We start from the raw sequence: 19,302 nt of genomic DNA on the forward strand, positions 1-19,302 counted from the left end.
CGCATGTTGGGGCTGGATGAACAGGTGATTGTGGCACTTCCCGAATTAGGGCACGGCCTGCTGATGACGCTGACACTGACCGTACTCGCGGCTCTGCTGAGCCTGATAGGCGGGCAAATCATCTGCTTTCTCCAGTTGCGTAATGTCTGGCTGTGGTGCGCCATCGGGCGGCTGTATGTCAGTCTGATGCGCGGCACACCGGCCATCGTGCAGCTTTTCGTGGTGTTTTTCACCCTTCCGCGCCTGGGTCTTGGCGGTCAGCCGATGCTGGCAGCGGTACTGGCGATTGGCCTGAACAGCGGCGCATACGTCGCGGAAATCTTACGGGTTAATCAGAGTCTGGTGACGCGCGGACAACGCGAAGCCGCCCGCACGCTGGGGCTGAACCGCTGGCTGACGTGGTGGTACGTCATTAATCCGCAAGTGATCCGCGCCAGCTTGCCCATGCTGGTCAATGAGTTCACGATTTTGCTAAAAACCACGCCGCTGGCGTCCGTTGTGGCGCTGACCGAACTGACTTACGCCGGGCAAATCGTGATCGCCCGCACCTACGACGCCACGCAGGTCTTGCTGCTGGTCTCAGCCGGATACCTGCTGATCGCCCTGCCGCTCATCAGCGCGGTGCGTCATCTGCAGGCAAAACGGAGGGCGGCGTAATGGACTGGCAGGCAATTCTCACCTCATTACCGTCGCTCGGCACGGGCATGATTGCCACGCTGAAACTCTGCGCGATAGCGGCATTCTGCTCGCTGTTGTGGGGCACGCTGATGGCGGTTGCCCTGATGCGCGCCCCGCCATTCTGGCAACGGTTGCTGCATCTTTATACCAGCCTGACGCTGGCGCTTCCGCTGCTGATTGTCATCTATCTGCTCTATTTCGTGCTGCCGGAATACGACATCACCTTTACCTCGCCGCAGGTCGGCGTGCTGGCGCTGACGTTGTATTACGCGCCATATATCGCACAGGTGGTTCGCTCGGCAATTGAAATGTTGCCGCGCGGCCAGTGGGAGGCCTGTCGCGTTTTAGGGCTGAGCCGCACGGAACAGTTGCGCGACGTCGTGTTGCCACAAACGCTGCCGCAGATGCTGTCGCCGCTGGTCGGACTGATGATCGGTCTGATTAAAGATTCCGCGCTGCTGTCGATTGTTTCGGTGCAGGAGTTTATGTACGCCGCCAAACAGGCAATTTCTGAGACTTACGCGCCGCTGGAGATTTATCTCACGGTCGCGCTCTGCTACTGGGTGCTGAACAGCCTGATTGACTGGCTGGCGCGCCATATTGAATTTCGCATGACGCGCTATCGTCGCGGCATGCAACATTAACCAGGAGAAAAAAATGTCAGCTGAATTTGAGCATCGTGACATCCAGTTGATTGCCGCCCGCCACGGGAAAGCTGTGCGTCTGGCGAAAGGCGAAGCCGTTCAGGTCTTGAACCTGCATGGCACACAAGTGGTGGATTGCTGGGCGTATAACGCCGATGACGTCAGTGAATATATGTGTATGGAAGCAACGCGCGTATGGAATCAGCGGCTGAATCCGCAGGTCGGCGACAGCTTTATCACCAGCCAGCGCCACCCTATTCTGACGCTGGTCGCCGATACCTCACCGGGTGTACACGACACCTTTATGGCTGCGTGCGATGCCCGTCGTTACGAGTTGCTCGGCTGTACCGAACCGCACCGCAACTGTCACGACAACCTGTTTGAAGGCATGGCCGAACTGGGCGTAAAACTGCCGCACGGCAATCTGGCCTCGTTCAATATCTTCATGAACATTCAGGTACAGCCAGACGGCCGCACCCTGAAAACACTGCCGGTTGTGACGCGTCCGGGCGATTACATCATCCTGCGTGCCGAGATGGACTGCTACGTCGCCTTCTCCGCCTGCCCGCAAGACATCGTCAGCATTCAGGGTCAGGGCGACAACACCCCGCGCGATGCCGAACTGCGCATTCTGACGTCAGGCTTCCCACAGGTGAAATTACAGGGGGCCTGGGTACCGGAAGAGGTTTAGATAACAGCGTTTTGTTGGATAGAGATCAAATCCACGCAGAGGCGTGGGTTTATTAACACCCTCTGGTCCCTGTGATCAATTCGATACGGATCTCATGATACCCCCAGACCGTGCTGTATTGTTCACTTGGACAGGTGTCAGGGGTGACGAGAATATTTGACCAGTAAACGCTCCAAACTTTACCACCATGTCGCTCTGTGAATCCTTTACCGATGAAAAATTGCTCTATTTTTTTCTGTGCAGCTGGAACATCAGCAACATTCTCCCACGTGACGCTGTTAATTTCATATCCATAGTCATCATCACCTTTGGCATAATAATTGACAGTATCAGATAATCTCGGCGCACTTTTGATAACCCCTGGGGTTATAATGTAATAATACGTCCATTCGATTTTTGTATAGAACTTTCCGTCAAAAGTCTTGAGAAATATGAAAGAAGTCAGGAGAAACAGGATGATGAGGATGAATATAAAATGAGAAGGCATAGACATATCTTTTTTAGCATTTTTTTTCGACTTTCCCTCTTAAAGACACATAAATATCTCTGTTCAATAAATTTTTTTCTTCAAAAAAATTGTTACCTGGTGATTTGGCAAAGCGTTTTCATTTCCTGATAGTAATCAACTGGGAAATACCAATCATTAAACTGCGGGAAAAACTGTCTGTCCTTTTCCTCAAATAAAATACTTTTGAGTCTTCTGGCATCATCTCCCCCTTGCGTGCCCCAGATCGACCCAACCTAAAATCTTTGAGTTCCAGAGTTTATAACGCAGCTAATACATATAAACAAATACTAGATATCAATGCCAAATAAAATAATAATTCATAAGGGTTATACCCATATAGCTTCACTTAGATGATAACTGCAAAATATAACCCTCATCTGTCAGAAATATTAATAACTTATTTGAATAATGCGGTTAATCAACCCTTTAAAATGATTAGTTTTAAAGGGTTAGCATTTACATTTAGCCCGTAATAATTATTGCGCCCTTTTGGCCCCTTCCAGCGCAGTCCTTAATTCACTTTCCGTCATCCGCACACAATAAGATGGCGTTCCACGCTCGAACCGCCAGCCTTCATTAAGTGCACCGACGTCGACGGCGTCGAAACCAAATGCATCATACAGCGCAATCACTGCCTTTTTCGTCTGTGCATCATCGCCTGCCAGCGGTAACGCACGACGCTGCGGATCGCCAGCCGGCAAACCGTCGCTTTCGAGATCGGTCATCTGAATCGCATTGAACGCTTTGGTGACTTTAGCCTGCGGCAGGAAACTGGCGAGATACTCACTGGTCGTTGATTTCTGGCTATCCAGTTCGGCTACCTGCCCGTCGCGTTCAGGATAATAGTTGACCGCATCAATCACCGGTTTTCCGGCGATTTCCGCCACCGGCAGTTGCCCGATAGCTGTCAGCGGCACGGCTATCACCACGATATCGCCAAAAACAGCGGCTTCGGTCGCGGTACCAATTTCACAACCGATCATCGGTTTGAGGCTGAACAGCGTCTGCGGCCCGCGTGAATTACTGAGCATGACCTGATGCCCGGCTTTGATCGCCAGTTTCGCAACCGCTCTGCCCACAAATCCCGCGCCAATAATGCCTATTTTCATGATTCTCACCTTTCATTTTGTTGTCGATAGAGTAAGAATAATTCGCTACTGTAAGTTAATAAATTGTCATCACAGCTACAGACAAACAACAAATAAGAGGGAATCATGGATCGCTTAACCAGCATGAATGTGTTCGTCAGAACCGCCGATCTGGGTTCTTTCGCAGCAGCAGCAGAGGCGTTGCGAATTTCTCCGCAGATGGTGGCGAAACATATTGCGCGGCTCGAATCCCGGCTGGGGACAGCATTGATAAACCGCACGACGCGACGTCAGCACCTGACAGACATCGGGCGCAGCTATTATGAACGCTGTAAAATCGTGCTTTCTGAGGCTGAGGCGGCCGATGCCATCGCGCTGGAAATGAAAGTCACGCCCTCAGGTACGTTGCGTGTGAATGCGCCGGTGACATTCGGCACATCGTCTCTTGCACCTTTCATTACGCATTATCTGGCGCAGTACCCGGAAACGCAGGTGGAACTGACACTCAGCGACCGGATGGTCGATCCGATCGAGGAAGGTTACGAGGTGATCCTGCGGATTGGCGAACTCAGCGACAGCCAGATGATTGCTTATCCGCTGCGGCCCTACCGGCTGATTGCCTGCGCCTCTCCCGGTTATCTCGCGCAGAATGGCGTGCCGGAAACACCTGCGCAGCTTGCCACGCATTCGTGTCTGGTTTACGGTATCTGGTCGCCTCAGGCTCCCTGCCGCTGGCAGTTTCACAAAGACGGTAGAGTGCAGGAGATCCAGCCTGAAGGCCGCCTGCGTTCTAACGACTGGCGAGCACTGCTGCATGCCGCCGTCAGCGGATACGGCGTCACGCTGGGGCCGGAAGATGTGCTGAGAGAAGAAATTAGCGCAGAACGCCTGATTCAGGTTTTACCCGACTACGAAGGGCCTTCGCGACCGATGCATGTGCTGACACCGGCGGGTTTACGCCAGACGGTGAAGATCCGCAGTTTTATTAAGGCGATACAAAAGGCATTTGGCTGAGGCAGCAGATAAGTTCAATAAAAACATTTACACATATACTAATAAATCTTCTAGTTATTTAAGCGTTCAACTTCTCTTAAAAGACTTAAAGCGTTATAGCGGCGCATCAGGGTGATAATTGATATTATAAAAATCACACCAGGATAAAGTGCAATAAAGAAAAAAACATTCTGACCTTTTATGATTTTGGCAATATATTTTTGATCTTTTGGTTTCTGAAAACTTTCACATACTTTTTTTATTGTCTCGACTCTGAGGTGAGAGAATGATGAGAAATTTTTATAATCGAAATTTACAACTGCACATTTTTCTTCATCCAAATACCAGTCATGCCAAGAATGAGATGAAAAACTTATATTCGGCGCATAGTTACTGATTTTTTCTTTACCGACCCATATCCAAGGCTCACCCTCGTTGATTTTAAGGAGCGCTGCAGGTTTCAAGGCTATTGTTAGACTCAATAATAGTAAATAAAAGGTGACAGCCATAGTTATAAACATGCAAAGGGAAGTCCATCCCCTTGGACGTTTTACTGTCAATGCGGAAATGTCAAACCAATTTTTCGCTTGCGATACTTGTTTGATATCGATATTATTAACATCCATCCACTTAATAAATTCATTTATCTCATCAATACTTTTAGCTTTCATATTAAACAACATATTAAAGTGTTCAATGTCATTTCTCTTTCTCAAAAACCTCGTCAGGCTGTGACTATGGAATTCTTTCCCTCCCAGCATGAAACTCCACAGGCGATTAAGAATACTGTATGAAGAGCCAGCCCGCTGCTGGATATAAAACAAGACTGCAAGACATGCTGAAATTAACACCAGACTGTTAAGTAAACTGTCATACTTTAAAATAAAAGAAATTATAGTATCAAAATCCATGTTATCTTTTTCCCTGAATTCTTCATCCTGAATTCTTCATGATTTCCAGTTTGAAGACCTCAGAGTAGCATAAAAAACCCACGCTCTCACGTGGGTTTTCCTGTTTTAGCATTTACACTCTGACAGTTATTGCTTCGCCAGCGCCGCCGCGTTTTTTCCGGCGAGGATACCGAAGATGATAATATCGGCGACCGCATTACCGCCGATGCGGTTCGCGCCGTGGATGCCGCCGACCACTTCGCCTGCGGCCCAGGCACCGGTGATGACTTGTTTTTGCGCATCAAGCACGGCGGTATCCGGGTTGATGGTCACCCCCCCCATGGTGTGATGCACGCCCGGGGCGATGCGGATGGCAAAGAACGGTCCCATGTTGAGCGGATGACGCAACGCAGTAGTACGCCCGAAATCTTCGTCCTTTTTCTCCACCACAAACAGGTTGTAGCGCAGCAAGGTTTCAGAAAGCGTCTGCGGATCCATATTGAGTTTCACCGCCAGTTCTTCCGGCGTTGGAGCGCTGATCACAAACCCTTTGGCGATATACTCATCAGCCGCTTTGTTATTCGCCCGCACTTGTTCGTCGAAGATAACCCAGGCACTTTTCTCCGGTAACGCGATAATTTCCGCGGACACTTTGTCGCGGGTTTCCATCTCGTTATAGAAACGCTTACCGGCCTGACTGACCAGGATCGCGCCGCCGCCGCGAATGGCTTCGGAGATCAGATAAGACGTAGTCTGTTCCACCGTCGGGTGGATCTGAATTTCGCCCATATCCACGGTATCTGCGCCCAGTTTTTGCAGCATGGCGATGCCGCTGCCGGTCGCGCCCGGATGGTTGGTCGTCACAAAACCATCAAGTTCTGGACGATATTTCACCACCATTTCGCGGTTGGCACTGAAACCACCGGTGGCGACGATCACGCTTTTCGCATTCAGGATGCGGCTGTCGTTGTATTCATCCACCACTTTCACGCCGGTCACCACGCCATTTTCAGAAAGGATTTCGGCGACGGAGGTTTCGAGCAGCACTTCGATTTCGCGTTTGTTGATGTTTTTCACCAGCCCGCTGATCAGGAATCCACCCACGGCGGAACGGTCAGCCGGACGGTGCGTACGGTCGATGCTCATCCCGCCAGTGATGGTGATGTCGTTCAGCTCAATCTCTTTCGCTGCCAGCCATTCGACCGCTTCCGGCGCCAGCTCGACAAACTCGCGCAGCAAGACCGGATTGTTTTTAAACTTGCCGCCTTTCAGCGTTTCGTCATAAAACAGGTCTTTGCTGTCTTCGATGCCCTTCAGTTTCTGGAAACGCGTTTCTGCCGCGTTCATCCCGACTGAAGCTTTAATGGTGTTACCGCCAATCGTCGGCATTTTTTCGATAATCACCACATGCGCGCCTTCGTCATGCGCCTGAATGGCCGCTGCCAGCCCTGCGCCACCGCTGCCGATGACCACAACGTCGAAGTTTTGCGGTGCCTGCGGGTTACCGCCTTCTTCAATCACATGCTCTTTGCTGGATGTCGCCAGCGCGCGCGAAACGGCTTTTTTCAGCGCCTCACTCTGCGTGGTCGCGCCGGTAATGGCATCGACGTGCGGACTGTTGGCGACCAGCATACGGGTACGCAGGCTTTCAAACGTGGTGGTGAAATCGACGTCCAGCGAATCGTCTTTGACCAGTGCGATATCGGTAATACGGTCGGTATCCAGCGTAACGCTGATTTTCAGCTTCAGCGCTTCGGCTTCGACTTTCTCCTGATAAACGCCCGCTTTGTATTTACGACCTGTAACGCTGGTGTCGCGGATCATGGCGTCAACCAGTGAGAAGCGCCACAGAGGTTCAGGGATGTTCAGTTCTTCGCGTTTATGGCTGTCAATAAACAGTTCCAGGTGATCGTTATTGATGATGCGGTCAGCCCAGTCCGGATAGGCGATGCAGGCTTTACCGACGGCGATCAGGTCAAAGCCGTATTCCAGCCCTTTCTCCGCATCCGCTTTGTTGATCACGCCACCGACGCCAATCACCGGCACTTTGGCCAGCGTTTCCGAACGCATCGCGCGGAACTTGGTAATAAGCGGAGTGGGATCCTGAGTATCAACAATGGAAGGACGCAGTAACTGACCGACTGAGAAATGCACGTAGTCCAGCCCGCGCGCGGCGAGTTTTTCCAGCAGATACATCGTGTCATCGAAGCGGATGCCGGGAACTTCCAGCTCTTCCGGCGAGAAACGGTAGCCGATAATAAAGGAGTTATCGGCGAAGCGTTCCGCCATTTTATGGGTGATTTCCAGGACTTCCAGCGGGAAACGGGCGCGTTTGTCGCGGTCGCCGCCCCATTTGTCGGTGCGCTGGTTGGAGTTTGGTGAATAAAATTGCTGGATCAGATACGTGTTAGCGCCGTGGATTTCCACGCCGTCGAATCCGGCTTTAATAGCACGGTTAACCGCATCACCAAACTTGGTGATCATGGTTTCCACTTCTTCGCCGGTCAGCTCTTTCGGCTGAGTCGCGCCTTCACGCGGGGCGGCGATAGCACTGGGTGCGACAGGTGTGCGGCCGCCAATCAGTTCCGGCTCCACCATTCTGCCGCCGTGATAAATCTGCAAAATTGCTTTCGAGCCTTTGGATTTAATGGCATCCGCAATTTTCTTCAGACCGGAAATTTTGTTGTCGCTGTCAATGGCAATCGCACCGGGAAACGCCGGGCCCATACGGTCAATGAAGCAACACTCAACGATGATTGTCCCGATGCTGCCGGCCCGGTCGCGGTAATATTCCACCAGCTCACTGGTGACGGTACCGTCATAGAAGCCGGTACAGGTGGTCATAGGTGCCATCAGCAGACGGTTTTTCAGTACCGCACCGTTGGGCAGCGTAAGCGGATTGAGTACCGGGGTCAGCTTATTCATTGTGATCAACTCCGAAATTTGTAGGTCTTGGATTTTTCTGTGGCCGCATTACTTACCCTTCTTTACCTTCTTCAATACCTTCTTCATTAATGCAGAGAAGAAACCGGTTTAAATAAGCAATCCGAAGCAGGTGACAAATAGGAAATCTGGTGGTTCATTTATTGACATTACGCGATGAAATAGGTGTTCCAAACGTTCTGAAAGCAGGAGTTGTTTATTTATTCGGCATGGAAATCCATACCACCCTCAAGTGTTAATGATGAGTTGACAAAAATCAACTTTAGATTAACATAAAAAATCCTACCTGCAAAATCAGCAAGTTGACCTCAAAAGTTGGCGTTTACGTAGATTTACTCTACATTTACATAAGCAGCTGCATTTAAAAAAAGAGTCGGAAAAATAACCACACTCTGCGTAATGATATATGACGAAATATAAGTGTACTCATCTCCTCATTCGCCCTAAGAATAATAGTAACTACTTAATTTCGTCACAAAGTCTCCATCATCATTACGTACCGCTTAACACATTTTCGTTAAAGAATAATTAATGGTTTTCAGGAACAGAAAACAATCACTAACCACCGGGGCGAAAGGCTCACTCTCAATTACGGGCACAAAATTTATGAAACCCACATCCAACTTGAATGATCTCAATGTGGTCGTACCGCCGCAAACGGGGCAAAAAAAGCGTCTGATCATGCTGTTTCTGCCGGTACTGGTGGCGGTGCTGTTGCTGCTGACGCCAGTACCCGCAGGCCTTGAGCCTTATGCATGGCACTTCTTCGCCATCTTCGTCGGGGTCATTGTCGGATTGATTTTTGAGCCGCTGCCGGGCGCGGTGATTGGCCTGACCGGCGTGGTCGTGATCGCCCTCTTCAGTCAGTGGCTGTTATTCAGCCCGGAAGAAATTGCCAACCCGAAATTTAAAATGCCGACCGAAGCGTTCAAATGGGCGGTGAGTGGATTTGGTAACTCGACCGTCTGGCTGATTTTCGGCGCATTTATGTTCGCCGCGGGCTATGACAAAACGCAGTTTGGTCGCCGTCTGGCGCTGATCCTTGTGAAATACCTCGGTCGCCGCAGCCTGACACTGGGTTACGCGATTACCTTCGCCGACCTGTTGCTCGCGCCTTTCACGCCTTCCAACACCGCACGCAGCGGCGGGACGATTTACCCGATCATCGCCAACCTGCCGCCGTTGTACGGCTCCAAGCCGAATGACCCGAGCGCGCGTAAAATCGGTTCGTATCTGATGTGGGTTGCGATCACCGCCGCCTGTATCACCAGCTCGATGTTCCTCTCCGCCCTTGCCCCGAACCTGCTGGCGCTGGCGTTAGTGAAAAGCATCACCGGCTTTACGATTTCCTGGGGCATGTGGTTCCTGGCGTTTCTGCCACTGGGCGTACTGCTGATCCTGACCATGCCGCTGCTGGCCTACTGGTTCTATCCGCCGGAAGTAAAGATTAATGACGAAGTACCGCGCTGGGCGAAAAGCGAACTCGACAAGCTGGGTAAACTGTCGCGCAACGAAATCCTGCTGCTGATCTTCGTGTGTTCTGCACTGCTGATGTGGATTTTTGCCGCTGCCTGGATTGAACCGGCAATGGCTGCCCTGCTGGTTGTGGTACTGATGCTGTGGACCGGCGTGCTGAACTGGAACGACATCACCAGCAACAAACCGGCCTGGAACACCTTCGCCTGGTTCGCAACGCTGGTGGCACTGGCGGATGGTCTGGCCCGTGTCGGCTTTATCGCCTGGCTGGGCAAAGAAGGCGGACAGTTGCTTAACGGATTCGACCCGCAGGTCGCCGCCGTCATGCTGCTGATTGCGTTCTTCCTGCTGCACTATCTGTTCGCCAGTACCACGGCGCATACCACCGCGCTGTTACCGGCCATGCTGACCATCGCCGCAGCCATTCCGGGCATCAACATGCCGGTTTACTGCCTGATGATGGTGACATCGCTGGGTGTGATGGGGATCATCACCCCGTACGGCACCGGCCCGAGCCCGATTTATTACGGCAGCGGCTATCTGCCGACTAAAGATTACTGGCGTCTGGGCACCATCTTCGGCGCTATCTTCCTCGGCGGCATGATGCTGATTGCCTATCCGTGGATGGTAATGATGTTCTGATATCCGGCTCTGCAATAAACAACGCGCCTGGGGGGATATCCGCAGGCGCGTTGTTTTATGGGTAAGCAGGTCATGCCAGATACGAATTACTGGCGGCTTCCGGCGCCAGCGCTGTCGGCAAAACTGATGCCGGTGGGGTATCCAGCCACTCTGTAGATCTCAGAGATTATCTGCTTCGTTGCGTCTTCGACTGTCCCTTCATTCCGGCATAAAATCCAGCCCTGCTCTGCAATTTCTCGCTCGAACGCTTTGGTACAAGCGACATGCTCTTCCAGCTTATGGATCACCGTACTGCTTAGCCCACGCGATCGTGCCGCTGCCCTCGCCCATGAAATATCTGGTGCGGTAACCACTCCCACATGCAGGTCTGGCACCTGCACGTTGCGTTCAATGTTAAGCTGCAAAATCTCTGCAAAGGGGACCATCCGGCGAAATGCGGCATCCGACGGGTACCAGCGATCCATCAGGATAATGCTGTCCGGTGGCTGTTTAGTCAGCACGTGCCGCGAAATCCAGGCACGGCTATCAGCAAAGCGCTCACAAACCTCAAGTTCTAAATCCAGGCTGGGATTTCTGACGAGCTTGTTAACGAGGGCCATTGTTTCTGCCCTATAGGGATCGCTTTTCTTCTCGCAAAGTCGAACCACCTTCTTGTTGTCTGCCCTGAGTACTTTCGTAATGGCCTCCAGTAGTGTGGTTTTACCGGCGCCCTTTGGCCCATCCAGAGAAACAAACAGCGGGCGGCTCATGTTTCAAATGTCGGCTGGCAGGCGGTTTTTATAAATCTCAAATCAGGCAAAAGCATCTTACTTCCTTCGTATGAACCGCCGCTCTTAGATTTAAAGTGCAGCAAGAATAACGGATTCCATTTTCTCCGGGGTGGTGAACGGTGCAAAACGCTTGAGCGGTTTACCGTCACGTCCGATCAGGAACTTAGTGAAGTTCCACTTGATCCGTCCGCCCAGCACGCCGGGCAATTCGTCTTTCAGGTAACGAAACACCGGGTGCGTCGCGGCGCCGTTAATCTCCACTTTCTCAAATATCGGGAAACTCACATCGTAGTTGATGTAGCAGGTCTGCGCGATTTCATCAGCATCGCCGGGTTCCTGATTACCAAACTGGTTGCAGGGAAAACCAAGCACCACCAGACCCTGGGCGGCGAACTTCTTGTAGAGCGTTTCAAGGCCTGTGTACTGTGGCGTGAAGCCACAATGGCTGGCGGTATTCACCACCAGAACCAGCTTACCTGCATAGTCAGCCATAGAGATGAGCTGACCATCCAGACTGGTGGCGGTAAGCCGATGAAAGGTAGTCATATCGGGATCCTCAAAATAGGTGTTACTACTTTTCCGCCATCACGGTTTCAATAAACCCGGCGAACTGCCGTGCCTTGGCGCTTGCCAGACGACCATTAGGAAACACGGCCCATAAATCGATAGTGGGCAGTTGCCACGCCGTCAGCACTTTTTTAACCTCTCCGCTTGCCAGCTCCTCAGCAAACATCCAGTCGGAAGCAATGCACAATCCCATATGACTGAGCACGGCAGCGCGTTGCCCTTCGGCGGCACTGTAACGAATGCGCCCGCTCACCGATATGGAAATAACGGCTCCCTCACGGGTGAATGACCAGAGGCTGGGCTGAAGGGTATACAGGATGGCTTCATGTTCTGCCAACCCGGCCGGGGGGCGGGGCTCTCCTTTTTTGGCGAGATAGCCAGGCGTGGCGATAACGGAGCGTGGACTGGTCGCCATTTTGCGGGCCACGGCGGCAGAGTCAGGTAAATTCCCCATCCTCAGCGAAACGTCAACACCTTCAGCAATCAGGTCAATCATCCGATCGTCAAGAATGACATCCACATCCAGTTCAGGATGTTGTTCAAGAAAGCGCGGAAGCTGAGGTATGACATGCAATCTGGCAAAAGTCGTTGCGGCCGAAATGCGCAGTTTTCCGCAAAGCCCTTTTCCGGCTCCTCTGGCAGCCAGTTCAGCCTCGTCGGCTTCCTGCAGGGCGGCGCGCGCCCGTTCGTAAAATCGTTGACCTGCCTCGGTCGGCGTCAGGCCGTGGCTTGCTTGTGTAATATTCAATCGCTCGATCATAATCGACGGCGACGATAGCCACATACCCCATGCATCTTTATGGTGTGTTTATCGACGGGGGAGTAGCTTTGTTTGAATACTTCAGTCGGCAGCACGGGCAAGCTCATCTAATTTTTGACCAAAAACCCGATGGTAATTAACGCTCTTGATAACCTGAGCACCGAGAGACTCATAAAACTTCTGAGCCAATGGATCTGCTGCCACCGATAACCAATCGAGTTGAAAGCACCCCCGCTCTTGAGCACGGTTTGCTATAAAACCCATCAACTTTCTACCAATTCCTGCCCTTCTGAAAGATGCAGAAACAAAAAGCTCTTTGATAAACATTTGTCCACTGAAACGTGGTGAGGGGTACATCACTGAAACACATGAAAACGCAGCTATAACGCCATCACAAACCACTTTGTGAACTTCAGTACTGGAGTTGGCTGCAAAGACCTTATCCTTCAGATAAGAGGACATGTCACTCCTCGACAGGCAAAGTTTTTGGTTATAGTAGGTTTCCATTTCGATAAAAATTTCAACCAACTCATCATATTCATATGGTATGCAGATGGTGATATCCATGTATGCTCCCTTAAGAAAAATGTAATGATTTATCATAGCCTAACGACAAGTCGAAGCGGTGGAGCTATCACCAAAGATCTCTACAGCGTATCTTTTAAAACCATCTATAGTGCTAATGTTTGCTATTAGCAGTTAGCCGCTCGCAGCAGCTATGAGTTGCCCCTATGTCTGTTTATATTGAAACCCATAATATTGTGCAATCTTCAGTTTATGCTCAAATATTGTTGAAATGCAGGTATTCTAAAAAACATCCTCTATCCCGGAAGCCATTACAACAATGAATTCGTGTAACAAAAGAGCTCGAGCTTATCACTTCAAAGCCTTTCGTCATCTATTTGTTGCACGCCTGTTTACCGTACTGGGTAATGGTATTGCACCGATCGCACTTGCGTTCGCAGTCCTTGATATTGGCGGAGCCGTCACTGATTTAGGTATCGTTGTCGCATCACGTTCCATTTTTAACGTTGCATTCTTGTTAATTGGTGGAGTACTGGCGGACCGCTATTCACGTAGTCTCGTTTTAGTCTCATCTTCAGTAATAGCCGCCGTTTCACAAGCTATCGTTGCATGGTCGGTGCTGGATGGTTCAGCTACTGTGATGAGCCTGGCATTACTCGGTGCGCTGAACGGAGCGGCTGCCGGTATCGCATTACCTGCGTCTTCTGCGCTGGTTCCTCAGACTGTTCCAGGACAGAATTTGCGTGAAGCCAACGCATTAATCCAGCTCGGTATTTATAGCGGTACCGTAATCGGCGCTTCGCTAGGTGGAATGTTGACTAGTACAGTCGGTCCGGGTTGGGGACTCGCAATTGATGCGCTGGGTTTCGCGGTCTCTGCACCACTTTATTTCTTCATTCGCGCTACATCAATTGAGGCATGTCCATCCCAGAATAATATCTTGCAAGATTTAAAAGAGGGGTGGAAAGAATTCGCCAGTCGAGCTTGGGTCTGGTCGATTGTTGTTCAGTTTACTATTATTAATGCTGCTTTTAGTGGTGTTGTTATGGTGCTCGGGCCAGTGATTGCTGATAGCTCATTTGGACGAACTAATTGGGGGATTATCGTTGCCGCGCAAAGTGTTGGCCTGATTGCAGGTTCGTTCCTTGCCCTGCGATGGCGTCCACGGCGAGATCTCTTTATAGGCGTCATGTTGATATCACTTTGCTCAGTGCCGATTTTTATGCTCAGCCAGTTTGCTTCGGCATTGTGGCTTACAGCCGCTTTTTTTATTGCAGGTGTCGCTTTTGGCCTGTTCGGCGTTTCCTGGGCTCATTCGCTACAAACGCATATTCCGCAGGAGAAATTGGCTCGCGTATACGCCTATGATGCAGTGGGTTCGTTTGTGGCTATTCCGTTCGGTGAGCTGGTAGCCGGACCGTTAGCAATACATTTTGGGAGCAGCAATGTACTCTTAGTTTCAGCGATGGCGGTAGTCATCGCCACTATAGCTGCCAGTATGGTTCCTGCAATCAGGCTGCTGGATAACTCATCTCAGATTAAGTCCCAAAAAGTTACCAATTCCTTATGATGTCCTCAAAAATATGCTGCGATGTTAGGAACGTATGCTCCTGGCACGAAGCAGACAAATTACCTGAGCTGAAGATCCGCTGTGAGCGAGGAGCGGAAGTTCGCAATGTATACTTACATCAAGGTATCTTTAGTTATGGGTAGCAGGTCAAATCACTATGAAGAAGTGTTTGTCTTTAAATTGGCCACCGACACTCTCTGACTATCGACGGCGACTTTCGTGCTTAAATTAAACATACCAGCTACTTATTTACCTACTATACTCATGGTGTTGCTTTACTTGATTAGCAACACACCATCATCCACCAGGAGATATTAAATGAAGAAACTTGTGCTTGGCCTTATTTCAATAACCCTATCATTCAGCGTATTCTCAGCAGAACTAATGTCAAAAGTAGAGTTTGAAAAGGTGAAACAAAACTATGTTAAAGTTGGTGACATATCTGTTTCTGGTGAAGTAGCACAGTCTGACGCGAAGAAAGAACTTTCGAAAAAAGCGGATGCTAAAGGTGGTGATATTTATGTTTTAACCTCGGCAAATACCTCGAATAAAATTTCTGGCACCGCAATCGTTTATAAGAAAAAGTAGTATATAGAAAGTTTACACTGATAGCCGAATACTTAAAAAGCATTTACTTTTTTGGTAGGCATAGTCATTGGAAGTGAGTTACATAATGAGAGTAGATACTTTGATTAAAGAAACTTCTCCGCTCAGTAGAATTTTCTCTGTGTAATTTAATAATGGTTTTCATCTTTTCGGGTGAAGCACTTGTGTTGCAAAGGACATGATGAGCAAAGCTTCAATTAACCCAAACTTTAAAAAGTCTACCTCATGTCTCGATGCCCTGAAATCGCCACAGGCTCGATTGCGCGATCAAAAACTGATTGCCATGCCGATACCGTAACCCGTGGTGTTATTTCCGAACATGTAGCGTGCGAGCACGCGTGTACGGCTGATCACAATATCATACTTGCTGCTATCGAGTTCCAACCCAAGGCCTAACGAATTTAAGCTATCAAAACCTAACTGGCCTCGTTGATTTCCCAGGTATTCTGTGCGTGCACCTTCCATTACATACCGTACCGGTTTATCCAATAGCGTCCAGTCGGCTATTGGTGCTCTACGGCGCAGATATAACCCAACATTTTCCGCGTCGGCGTTGCCGCTGACAACGTCCGAGCTAGTGGCGAAACTTTGCAAATGTTGATAGGAATAGCGTAATTCCAGGTCAATATCCTGGGTCTTGGAGAACAGTTCGTAGTCAAGCATCAGTGCTCCGCCCAACCCGTAGGCATTAAGGCGTCCACCGTCGAGGAAGTCGTACTCACCGCCCCTTTGGCGTTGAAGCACCCGGGCGCCGATGCGTAAATCGCTCGCCACTGTACCTAACGAAAAGTTAGCAATGGGGCGTAAGACCAAGTTACCACCCAATTTATCTTTGAGAAGCCGGATGTCCCAGCCAATGCCCCCGGTGGCCGTCACGCTGTTCCATTTGACCGGGATATTACGACTCTCGCTGCCATTGGAGACAACAAACTGGGGATCGTATCGACTATATCCCAGAACACCTTCCAGATAGATGGGGACCTTTTCACTCAACGTAGCTCCGCCACCCATCTGAGTGAGAGAGAGCGCCGTACTCTCGTTGGATGCATTGCGGATATTGAGGTCGCTGGCGGTGATATCAGGCACCACCGTATAAGTCATTAGTGAAAGAACCGCATTGGCCCGTTTCTTGATGAGGTCCCCACCGGCGGAGAAAGTTTTCGCGCTTCCCAGCAATAGTATTAATAAGATGACCATTTGGAACTGATAAATTGAGAACCGTATCACCATACTTGGCTCCATTAAAACCCTTTGCTGGTGGAATATAGTTATATTATATGTTTTTTCTTTAAATGAGCGCTGAGAAAGCGCGATGAAAATCGGTCCATCACATATAAAACAGTTCTGATTTCATGTAGTTAAATTTAAGTACTCTGTAAACATTCAGGATAGTGTATTAATGCGCATAAAAAAAGGCAGCTATGCTATTTAACGTCTATTATTTACTCAACACCACTTATTGAGGTTCTGCCGCTATGTTACTGAATTATTTTGCATTGGGTGTTCTTATTGTAGTCTTCCTCGTTATTTTTTATGGAATTATTATTCTTCATGATATTCCCTATCTCATTGCCAAATCCAGGAACCATCCTCATGCTGATGCTATCCACGTGGCAGGCTGGGTGAGTTTATTTACGCTACATGTTATTTGGCCGTTTTTATGGATATGGGCCACATTGTATCGTCCCGAACGCGGATGGGGTATGCAAACTCAGGAAGCTTCGCTGACCCAGTTGCAGCAACGGGTCAGCGAATTAGAACAAAAACTGGTGAATATCAACATTCCTCCATTGGAGTAACACGATGGATCTACTCATTATCCTGACTTATGTCGCCTTTGCGTGGGCAATATTTAAGATTTTCAAAATACCGGTAAATAAATGGACAATACCCACCGCGGCCTTAGGTGGCGTCTTTTTAATTGGCGCGCTTATTTTATTGATGAATTACAACCATCCCTATACTGATTTGGCGCAAAAAGCGGTTATTTCAATTCCTATTACTCCTCAGGTAACGGGTATTGTTAGCGAGGTAACAAATAAACAAAATACGTTAATGAAAAAAGGAGACGTTCTTTTCAAGATCGACCCAACTCGCTTCCAGGCTCGTGTTGATAAATTACAAGCTGATCTGGTGACTGCTATTCACAATAATCAAGTACTCAAGGGACAATTAGAGAGCGCTGTCGCTAATACATCACGCGTCAGTGCCGAACGCGATCGTTTATATAAAGACTACCAACGCTACCTTGCCGGGAGCAAAGCGCGTGTAAACCCTTTTTCTGAAAGTGATATTGATAATGCCCGGCAAAACTACCTGGCTCAAGATGCGCTTGTGAAAGGATCGGTTGCCGAGCAGTCTCAGATTCGAAGTCAGTTAGACAGCGTGCTGAACGGGGAGCAATCGCAAATAGTGAGTATCAGAGCTCAGTTGGCAGAAGCTAAATATAATCTTGAGCAAACCGTCGTTCGGGCTCCGAGTAACGGTTATATCACTCAAGTATTGATTCGCCCTGGAACTTATGCGGCTTCCCTTCCCCTGCGCCCGGTAATGATATTTATTCCTCAGCAAAAAAGGCAAATCATAGCTCAGTTCAGACAAAACTCGCTGCTACGATTGGTGGCTGGCGATGAGGCTGAAGTTGTATTCAACGCACTACCAGGGCAAGTATTTTCTGGAAAATTAACCAGTATTCTTCCCGTAGTACCAGGAGGGGCATATCAGGCTCAGGGTACCCTTCAGTCACTGAGTAACGTTATGGGCAGCGACAGCGTGATTGCCATAATTGAACTGGCGCCAAACGATGAAATTGACGCTTTGCCTGATGGTATTTACGCACAAGTGGCCGTGTACTCAGACTATTTCCCCCATGTTTCAGTGATGCGTAAAGTACTGCTGCGCATGACCAGTTGGATGCACTACCTCTATCTGGATCATTAGTGAAATGGTCGAAAAAGTTGGCCACTTCATGAGGGGGCATTTAAAACCCCCATAGGTCCGCTCTTGGCACGAAGCAGACAAGCACGTGACGCTGAAGGTCTGCTGAGAGCGTGGAGCGGAAGTTATGCTCAAAAGAACATTGATGCATGCCGCAGCCTCGTTGCATCCGAATAAGTCTGGTTTTATCTGGCAGATTCGTTACCTTTTTTTAACAAAATTCTGCAATGGATTGATTAGCGTAAAGCAAGTGGATAAAATCCACTCTTTCGGGTAAAGAAAATGTCTGTTGCCGATTCACTTCTCGCTTTCTCCTTCGCTGCACTATTGCTCACCCTTACGCCTGGTCTTGATACGGCACTCATTCTTCGAACGGCCTGTGCTGAAGGGGGTAAAAAGGCTTTTCAGGCTGCTCTTGGAATTGACACCGGCTGTTTTATATGGGGAGCGCTTGTCGCGCTCGGTCTCGGTGCGCTACTGGCAGTTTCCGAGCTCGCTTATACAATACTAAAATTTTGTGGTGCAACTTACCTGTGCTGGCTGGGTTTGCAGCTACTGATGCGGCCACGATCATCTTTCAGTCATAGCGATGGCGATATTTCTTCACCCGGAAATTGGTTTATCAAAGGGATGCTAGGAAATGTACTCAATCCAAAAATGGGTATTTTCTATGTCTCATTTTTACCTCAGTTTATACCTACTGGGCATTCTCCTTTTATATGGACCTTTATCCTTGTCAGCATCCATGTCGCGATCGGGACAATGTGGTCAGTCACGCTCATTTTATCCACACACTTTGCATCATCCATCCTAAAGAAAAGCCGGGTTGTTAGGGTAATGGACAGAGCAACTGGAGGTTTGTTTTTATGCTTTGCGGCCAAACTGGCCCTTAGCACGAGATAATCTGCTCAATGCTAATTTTGCTTTCTGTCCGCTTCTGGCACGTAGCGGACATGCTATCGGGACAATATGTCCGCTTTGAGCGAGGGGGGCTTTATGCTTGGATTAGAAATG

19 protein-coding genes are annotated in these 19,302 nt (G+C 49.5%); 10 read left to right on the forward strand and 9 right to left on the reverse strand.

What is annotated here, in order from left to right; all coding sequences use genetic code 11:
• The first annotated feature begins 3 nt into the window (after positions 1 to 3).
• From D6C13_RS16960 to D6C13_RS16970, 3 genes are read left to right on the forward strand one after another with little or no spacing between them, the layout of a single operon-like run.
• Positions 4 to 657, forward strand: a complete 654-nt coding sequence (locus D6C13_RS16960; RefSeq protein WP_120133878.1) for an amino acid ABC transporter permease — start codon at positions 4 to 6, stop codon at positions 655 to 657.
• Positions 657 to 1,322 (forward strand): amino acid ABC transporter permease, encoded by a 666-nt coding sequence (locus D6C13_RS16965; protein ID WP_120133879.1) that lies wholly within the window; start codon positions 657 to 659, stop codon positions 1,320 to 1,322. The genes D6C13_RS16960 and D6C13_RS16965 overlap by 1 nt, the downstream gene beginning before the upstream one ends.
• Positions 1,323 to 1,335: 13 nt before the next feature.
• A complete protein-coding gene (locus D6C13_RS16970) occupies positions 1,336 to 2,013 on the forward strand; it encodes a DUF1989 domain-containing protein (protein WP_120133880.1) in 678 nt (225 codons plus the stop codon).
• 52 nt (positions 2,014 to 2,065) lie between these two features.
• Here the strand turns inward: D6C13_RS16970 and D6C13_RS16975 are convergent, their stop codons facing one another.
• Together D6C13_RS16975 and D6C13_RS16985 are read right to left on the reverse strand one after the other, a co-directional pair.
• A complete protein-coding gene (locus tag D6C13_RS16975) occupies positions 2,066 to 2,500 on the reverse strand; it encodes a hypothetical protein (RefSeq protein WP_120133881.1) in 435 nt (144 codons plus the stop codon).
• A gap of 497 nt (positions 2,501 to 2,997) precedes the next feature.
• Complete coding sequence (locus tag D6C13_RS16985) at positions 2,998 to 3,630, reverse strand: NADPH-dependent F420 reductase (protein WP_120133882.1); 633 nt, start codon at positions 3,628 to 3,630, stop codon at positions 2,998 to 3,000.
• A 105-nt stretch (positions 3,631 to 3,735) separates the two neighbouring features.
• On the opposite strand from D6C13_RS16985, the gene D6C13_RS16990 reads away from it, so the two are divergent.
• Entirely contained in the window at positions 3,736 to 4,623 is an 888-nt protein-coding gene (locus D6C13_RS16990; RefSeq protein WP_120133883.1) for a LysR family transcriptional regulator, read from the forward strand.
• A gap of 50 nt (positions 4,624 to 4,673) precedes the next feature.
• On the opposite strand, the gene D6C13_RS16995 is transcribed toward D6C13_RS16990, so the two are convergent.
• Positions 4,674 to 5,513, reverse strand: a complete 840-nt coding sequence (locus D6C13_RS16995) for a DUF6216 family protein (RefSeq protein WP_120133884.1) — start codon at positions 5,511 to 5,513, stop codon at positions 4,674 to 4,676.
• 126 nt (positions 5,514 to 5,639) lie between these two features.
• The gene (locus D6C13_RS17000) at positions 5,640 to 8,417 is read right to left on the reverse strand and encodes a flavocytochrome c (RefSeq protein WP_120133885.1); all 2,778 of its coding nucleotides are present in this window, start codon (positions 8,415 to 8,417) and stop codon (positions 5,640 to 5,642) included.
• Positions 8,418 to 9,041: 624 nt separating this feature from the next.
• On the opposite strand from D6C13_RS17000, the gene D6C13_RS17005 reads away from it, so the two are divergent.
• Positions 9,042 to 10,553: an anion permease gene (locus D6C13_RS17005; protein WP_120133886.1), complete on the forward strand. Its 1,512-nt coding sequence runs from the start codon at positions 9,042 to 9,044 to the stop codon at positions 10,551 to 10,553.
• Between the two features lie 86 nt (positions 10,554 to 10,639).
• Here D6C13_RS17005 and D6C13_RS17010 read toward each other — a convergent pair whose 3' ends face one another.
• The 4 genes from D6C13_RS17010 to D6C13_RS17025 form a co-directional block, all read right to left on the reverse strand.
• Positions 10,640 to 11,302, reverse strand: coding sequence for a dTMP kinase (locus D6C13_RS17010; protein ID WP_120133887.1), 663 nt, complete (start codon positions 11,300 to 11,302; stop codon positions 10,640 to 10,642).
• Between the two features lie 90 nt (positions 11,303 to 11,392).
• Positions 11,393 to 11,869, reverse strand: a complete 477-nt coding sequence (locus tag D6C13_RS17015; protein WP_120133888.1) for a glutathione peroxidase — start codon at positions 11,867 to 11,869, stop codon at positions 11,393 to 11,395.
• 25 nt (positions 11,870 to 11,894) lie between these two features.
• Entirely contained in the window at positions 11,895 to 12,674 is a 780-nt protein-coding gene (locus D6C13_RS17020) for a LysR family transcriptional regulator (RefSeq protein ID WP_120133889.1), read from the reverse strand.
• A 57-nt stretch (positions 12,675 to 12,731) separates the two neighbouring features.
• Positions 12,732 to 13,217 carry a GNAT family N-acetyltransferase gene (locus D6C13_RS17025; protein ID WP_167458044.1) on the reverse strand — a complete coding sequence of 162 codons (486 nt, stop codon included), beginning with the start codon at positions 13,215 to 13,217 and terminating at the stop codon, positions 12,732 to 12,734.
• 277 nt (positions 13,218 to 13,494) lie between these two features.
• Here D6C13_RS17025 and D6C13_RS17030 point away from each other — a divergent pair, with 277 nt between their 5' ends.
• A complete protein-coding gene (locus tag D6C13_RS17030; RefSeq protein ID WP_120133891.1) occupies positions 13,495 to 14,745 on the forward strand; it encodes an MFS transporter in 1,251 nt (416 codons plus the stop codon).
• A gap of 318 nt (positions 14,746 to 15,063) precedes the next feature.
• Positions 15,064 to 15,333, forward strand: a complete 270-nt coding sequence (gene yahO, locus D6C13_RS17035) for a DUF1471 family periplasmic protein YahO (RefSeq protein ID WP_120133892.1) — start codon at positions 15,064 to 15,066, stop codon at positions 15,331 to 15,333.
• A gap of 285 nt (positions 15,334 to 15,618) precedes the next feature.
• Here yahO and D6C13_RS17040 read toward each other — a convergent pair whose 3' ends face one another.
• Positions 15,619 to 16,581 (reverse strand): hypothetical protein, encoded by a 963-nt coding sequence (locus D6C13_RS17040; RefSeq protein WP_425272721.1) that lies wholly within the window; start codon positions 16,579 to 16,581, stop codon positions 15,619 to 15,621.
• A gap of 245 nt (positions 16,582 to 16,826) precedes the next feature.
• Here D6C13_RS17040 and D6C13_RS17045 point away from each other — a divergent pair, with 245 nt between their 5' ends.
• The 3 genes from D6C13_RS17045 to D6C13_RS17055 all read left to right on the forward strand — a co-directional run bounded on the left by D6C13_RS17045 (position 16,827) and on the right by D6C13_RS17055 (position 19,191).
• Positions 16,827 to 17,150, forward strand: a complete 324-nt coding sequence (locus tag D6C13_RS17045; protein WP_120133893.1) for a DUF3302 domain-containing protein — start codon at positions 16,827 to 16,829, stop codon at positions 17,148 to 17,150.
• A gap of 4 nt (positions 17,151 to 17,154) precedes the next feature.
• The gene (locus D6C13_RS17050; protein WP_120133894.1) at positions 17,155 to 18,291 is read left to right on the forward strand and encodes an HlyD family secretion protein; all 1,137 of its coding nucleotides are present in this window, start codon (positions 17,155 to 17,157) and stop codon (positions 18,289 to 18,291) included.
• Positions 18,292 to 18,570: 279 nt separating this feature from the next.
• Positions 18,571 to 19,191, forward strand: coding sequence for a LysE family translocator (locus D6C13_RS17055; protein ID WP_120133895.1), 621 nt, complete (start codon positions 18,571 to 18,573; stop codon positions 19,189 to 19,191).
• The last annotated feature ends 111 nt before the right edge of the window (positions 19,192 to 19,302 follow it).

This window comes from Rahnella woolbedingensis, from assembly GCF_003602095.1.
Taxonomy (GTDB): domain Bacteria; phylum Pseudomonadota; class Gammaproteobacteria; order Enterobacterales; family Enterobacteriaceae; genus Rahnella; species Rahnella woolbedingensis.

Excerpts from the sequence above, each read along its gene's own strand:
- D6C13_RS16985 (WP_120133882.1), bottom strand. The coding sequence starts at position 3,630 with ATGAAAATAGGCATTATTGGCGCGGGATTTGTGGGCAGAGCGGTTGCG.
- D6C13_RS17030 (WP_120133891.1), top strand. The coding sequence starts at position 13,495 with ATGAATTCGTGTAACAAAAGAGCTCGAGCTTATCACTTCAAAGCCTTT.
- D6C13_RS17055 (WP_120133895.1), top strand. The coding sequence starts at position 18,571 with ATGTCTGTTGCCGATTCACTTCTCGCTTTCTCCTTCGCTGCACTATTG.
- yahO (WP_120133892.1), top strand. The coding sequence starts at position 15,064 with ATGAAGAAACTTGTGCTTGGCCTTATTTCAATAACCCTATCATTCAGC.
- D6C13_RS16990 (WP_120133883.1), top strand. The coding sequence starts at position 3,736 with ATGGATCGCTTAACCAGCATGAATGTGTTCGTCAGAACCGCCGATCTG.
- D6C13_RS16965 (WP_120133879.1), top strand. The coding sequence starts at position 657 with ATGGACTGGCAGGCAATTCTCACCTCATTACCGTCGCTCGGCACGGGC.
- D6C13_RS16970 (WP_120133880.1), top strand. The coding sequence starts at position 1,336 with ATGTCAGCTGAATTTGAGCATCGTGACATCCAGTTGATTGCCGCCCGC.
- D6C13_RS17050 (WP_120133894.1), top strand. The coding sequence starts at position 17,155 with ATGGATCTACTCATTATCCTGACTTATGTCGCCTTTGCGTGGGCAATA.
- D6C13_RS17000 (WP_120133885.1), bottom strand. The coding sequence starts at position 8,417 with ATGAATAAGCTGACCCCGGTACTCAATCCGCTTACGCTGCCCAACGGT.
- D6C13_RS17020 (WP_120133889.1), bottom strand. The coding sequence starts at position 12,674 with ATGTGGCTATCGTCGCCGTCGATTATGATCGAGCGATTGAATATTACA.
- D6C13_RS17005 (WP_120133886.1), top strand. The coding sequence starts at position 9,042 with ATGAAACCCACATCCAACTTGAATGATCTCAATGTGGTCGTACCGCCG.
- D6C13_RS17025 (WP_167458044.1), bottom strand. The coding sequence starts at position 13,217 with ATGGATATCACCATCTGCATACCATATGAATATGATGAGTTGGTTGAA.
- D6C13_RS17045 (WP_120133893.1), top strand. The coding sequence starts at position 16,827 with ATGTTACTGAATTATTTTGCATTGGGTGTTCTTATTGTAGTCTTCCTC.
- D6C13_RS16960 (WP_120133878.1), top strand. The coding sequence starts at position 4 with ATGTTGGGGCTGGATGAACAGGTGATTGTGGCACTTCCCGAATTAGGG.
- D6C13_RS16995 (WP_120133884.1), bottom strand. The coding sequence starts at position 5,513 with ATGGATTTTGATACTATAATTTCTTTTATTTTAAAGTATGACAGTTTA.
- D6C13_RS16975 (WP_120133881.1), bottom strand. The coding sequence starts at position 2,500 with ATGCCTTCTCATTTTATATTCATCCTCATCATCCTGTTTCTCCTGACT.
- D6C13_RS17040 (WP_425272721.1), bottom strand. The coding sequence starts at position 16,581 with ATGGTGATACGGTTCTCAATTTATCAGTTCCAAATGGTCATCTTATTA.
- D6C13_RS17010 (WP_120133887.1), bottom strand. The coding sequence starts at position 11,302 with ATGAGCCGCCCGCTGTTTGTTTCTCTGGATGGGCCAAAGGGCGCCGGT.
- D6C13_RS17015 (WP_120133888.1), bottom strand. The coding sequence starts at position 11,869 with ATGACTACCTTTCATCGGCTTACCGCCACCAGTCTGGATGGTCAGCTC.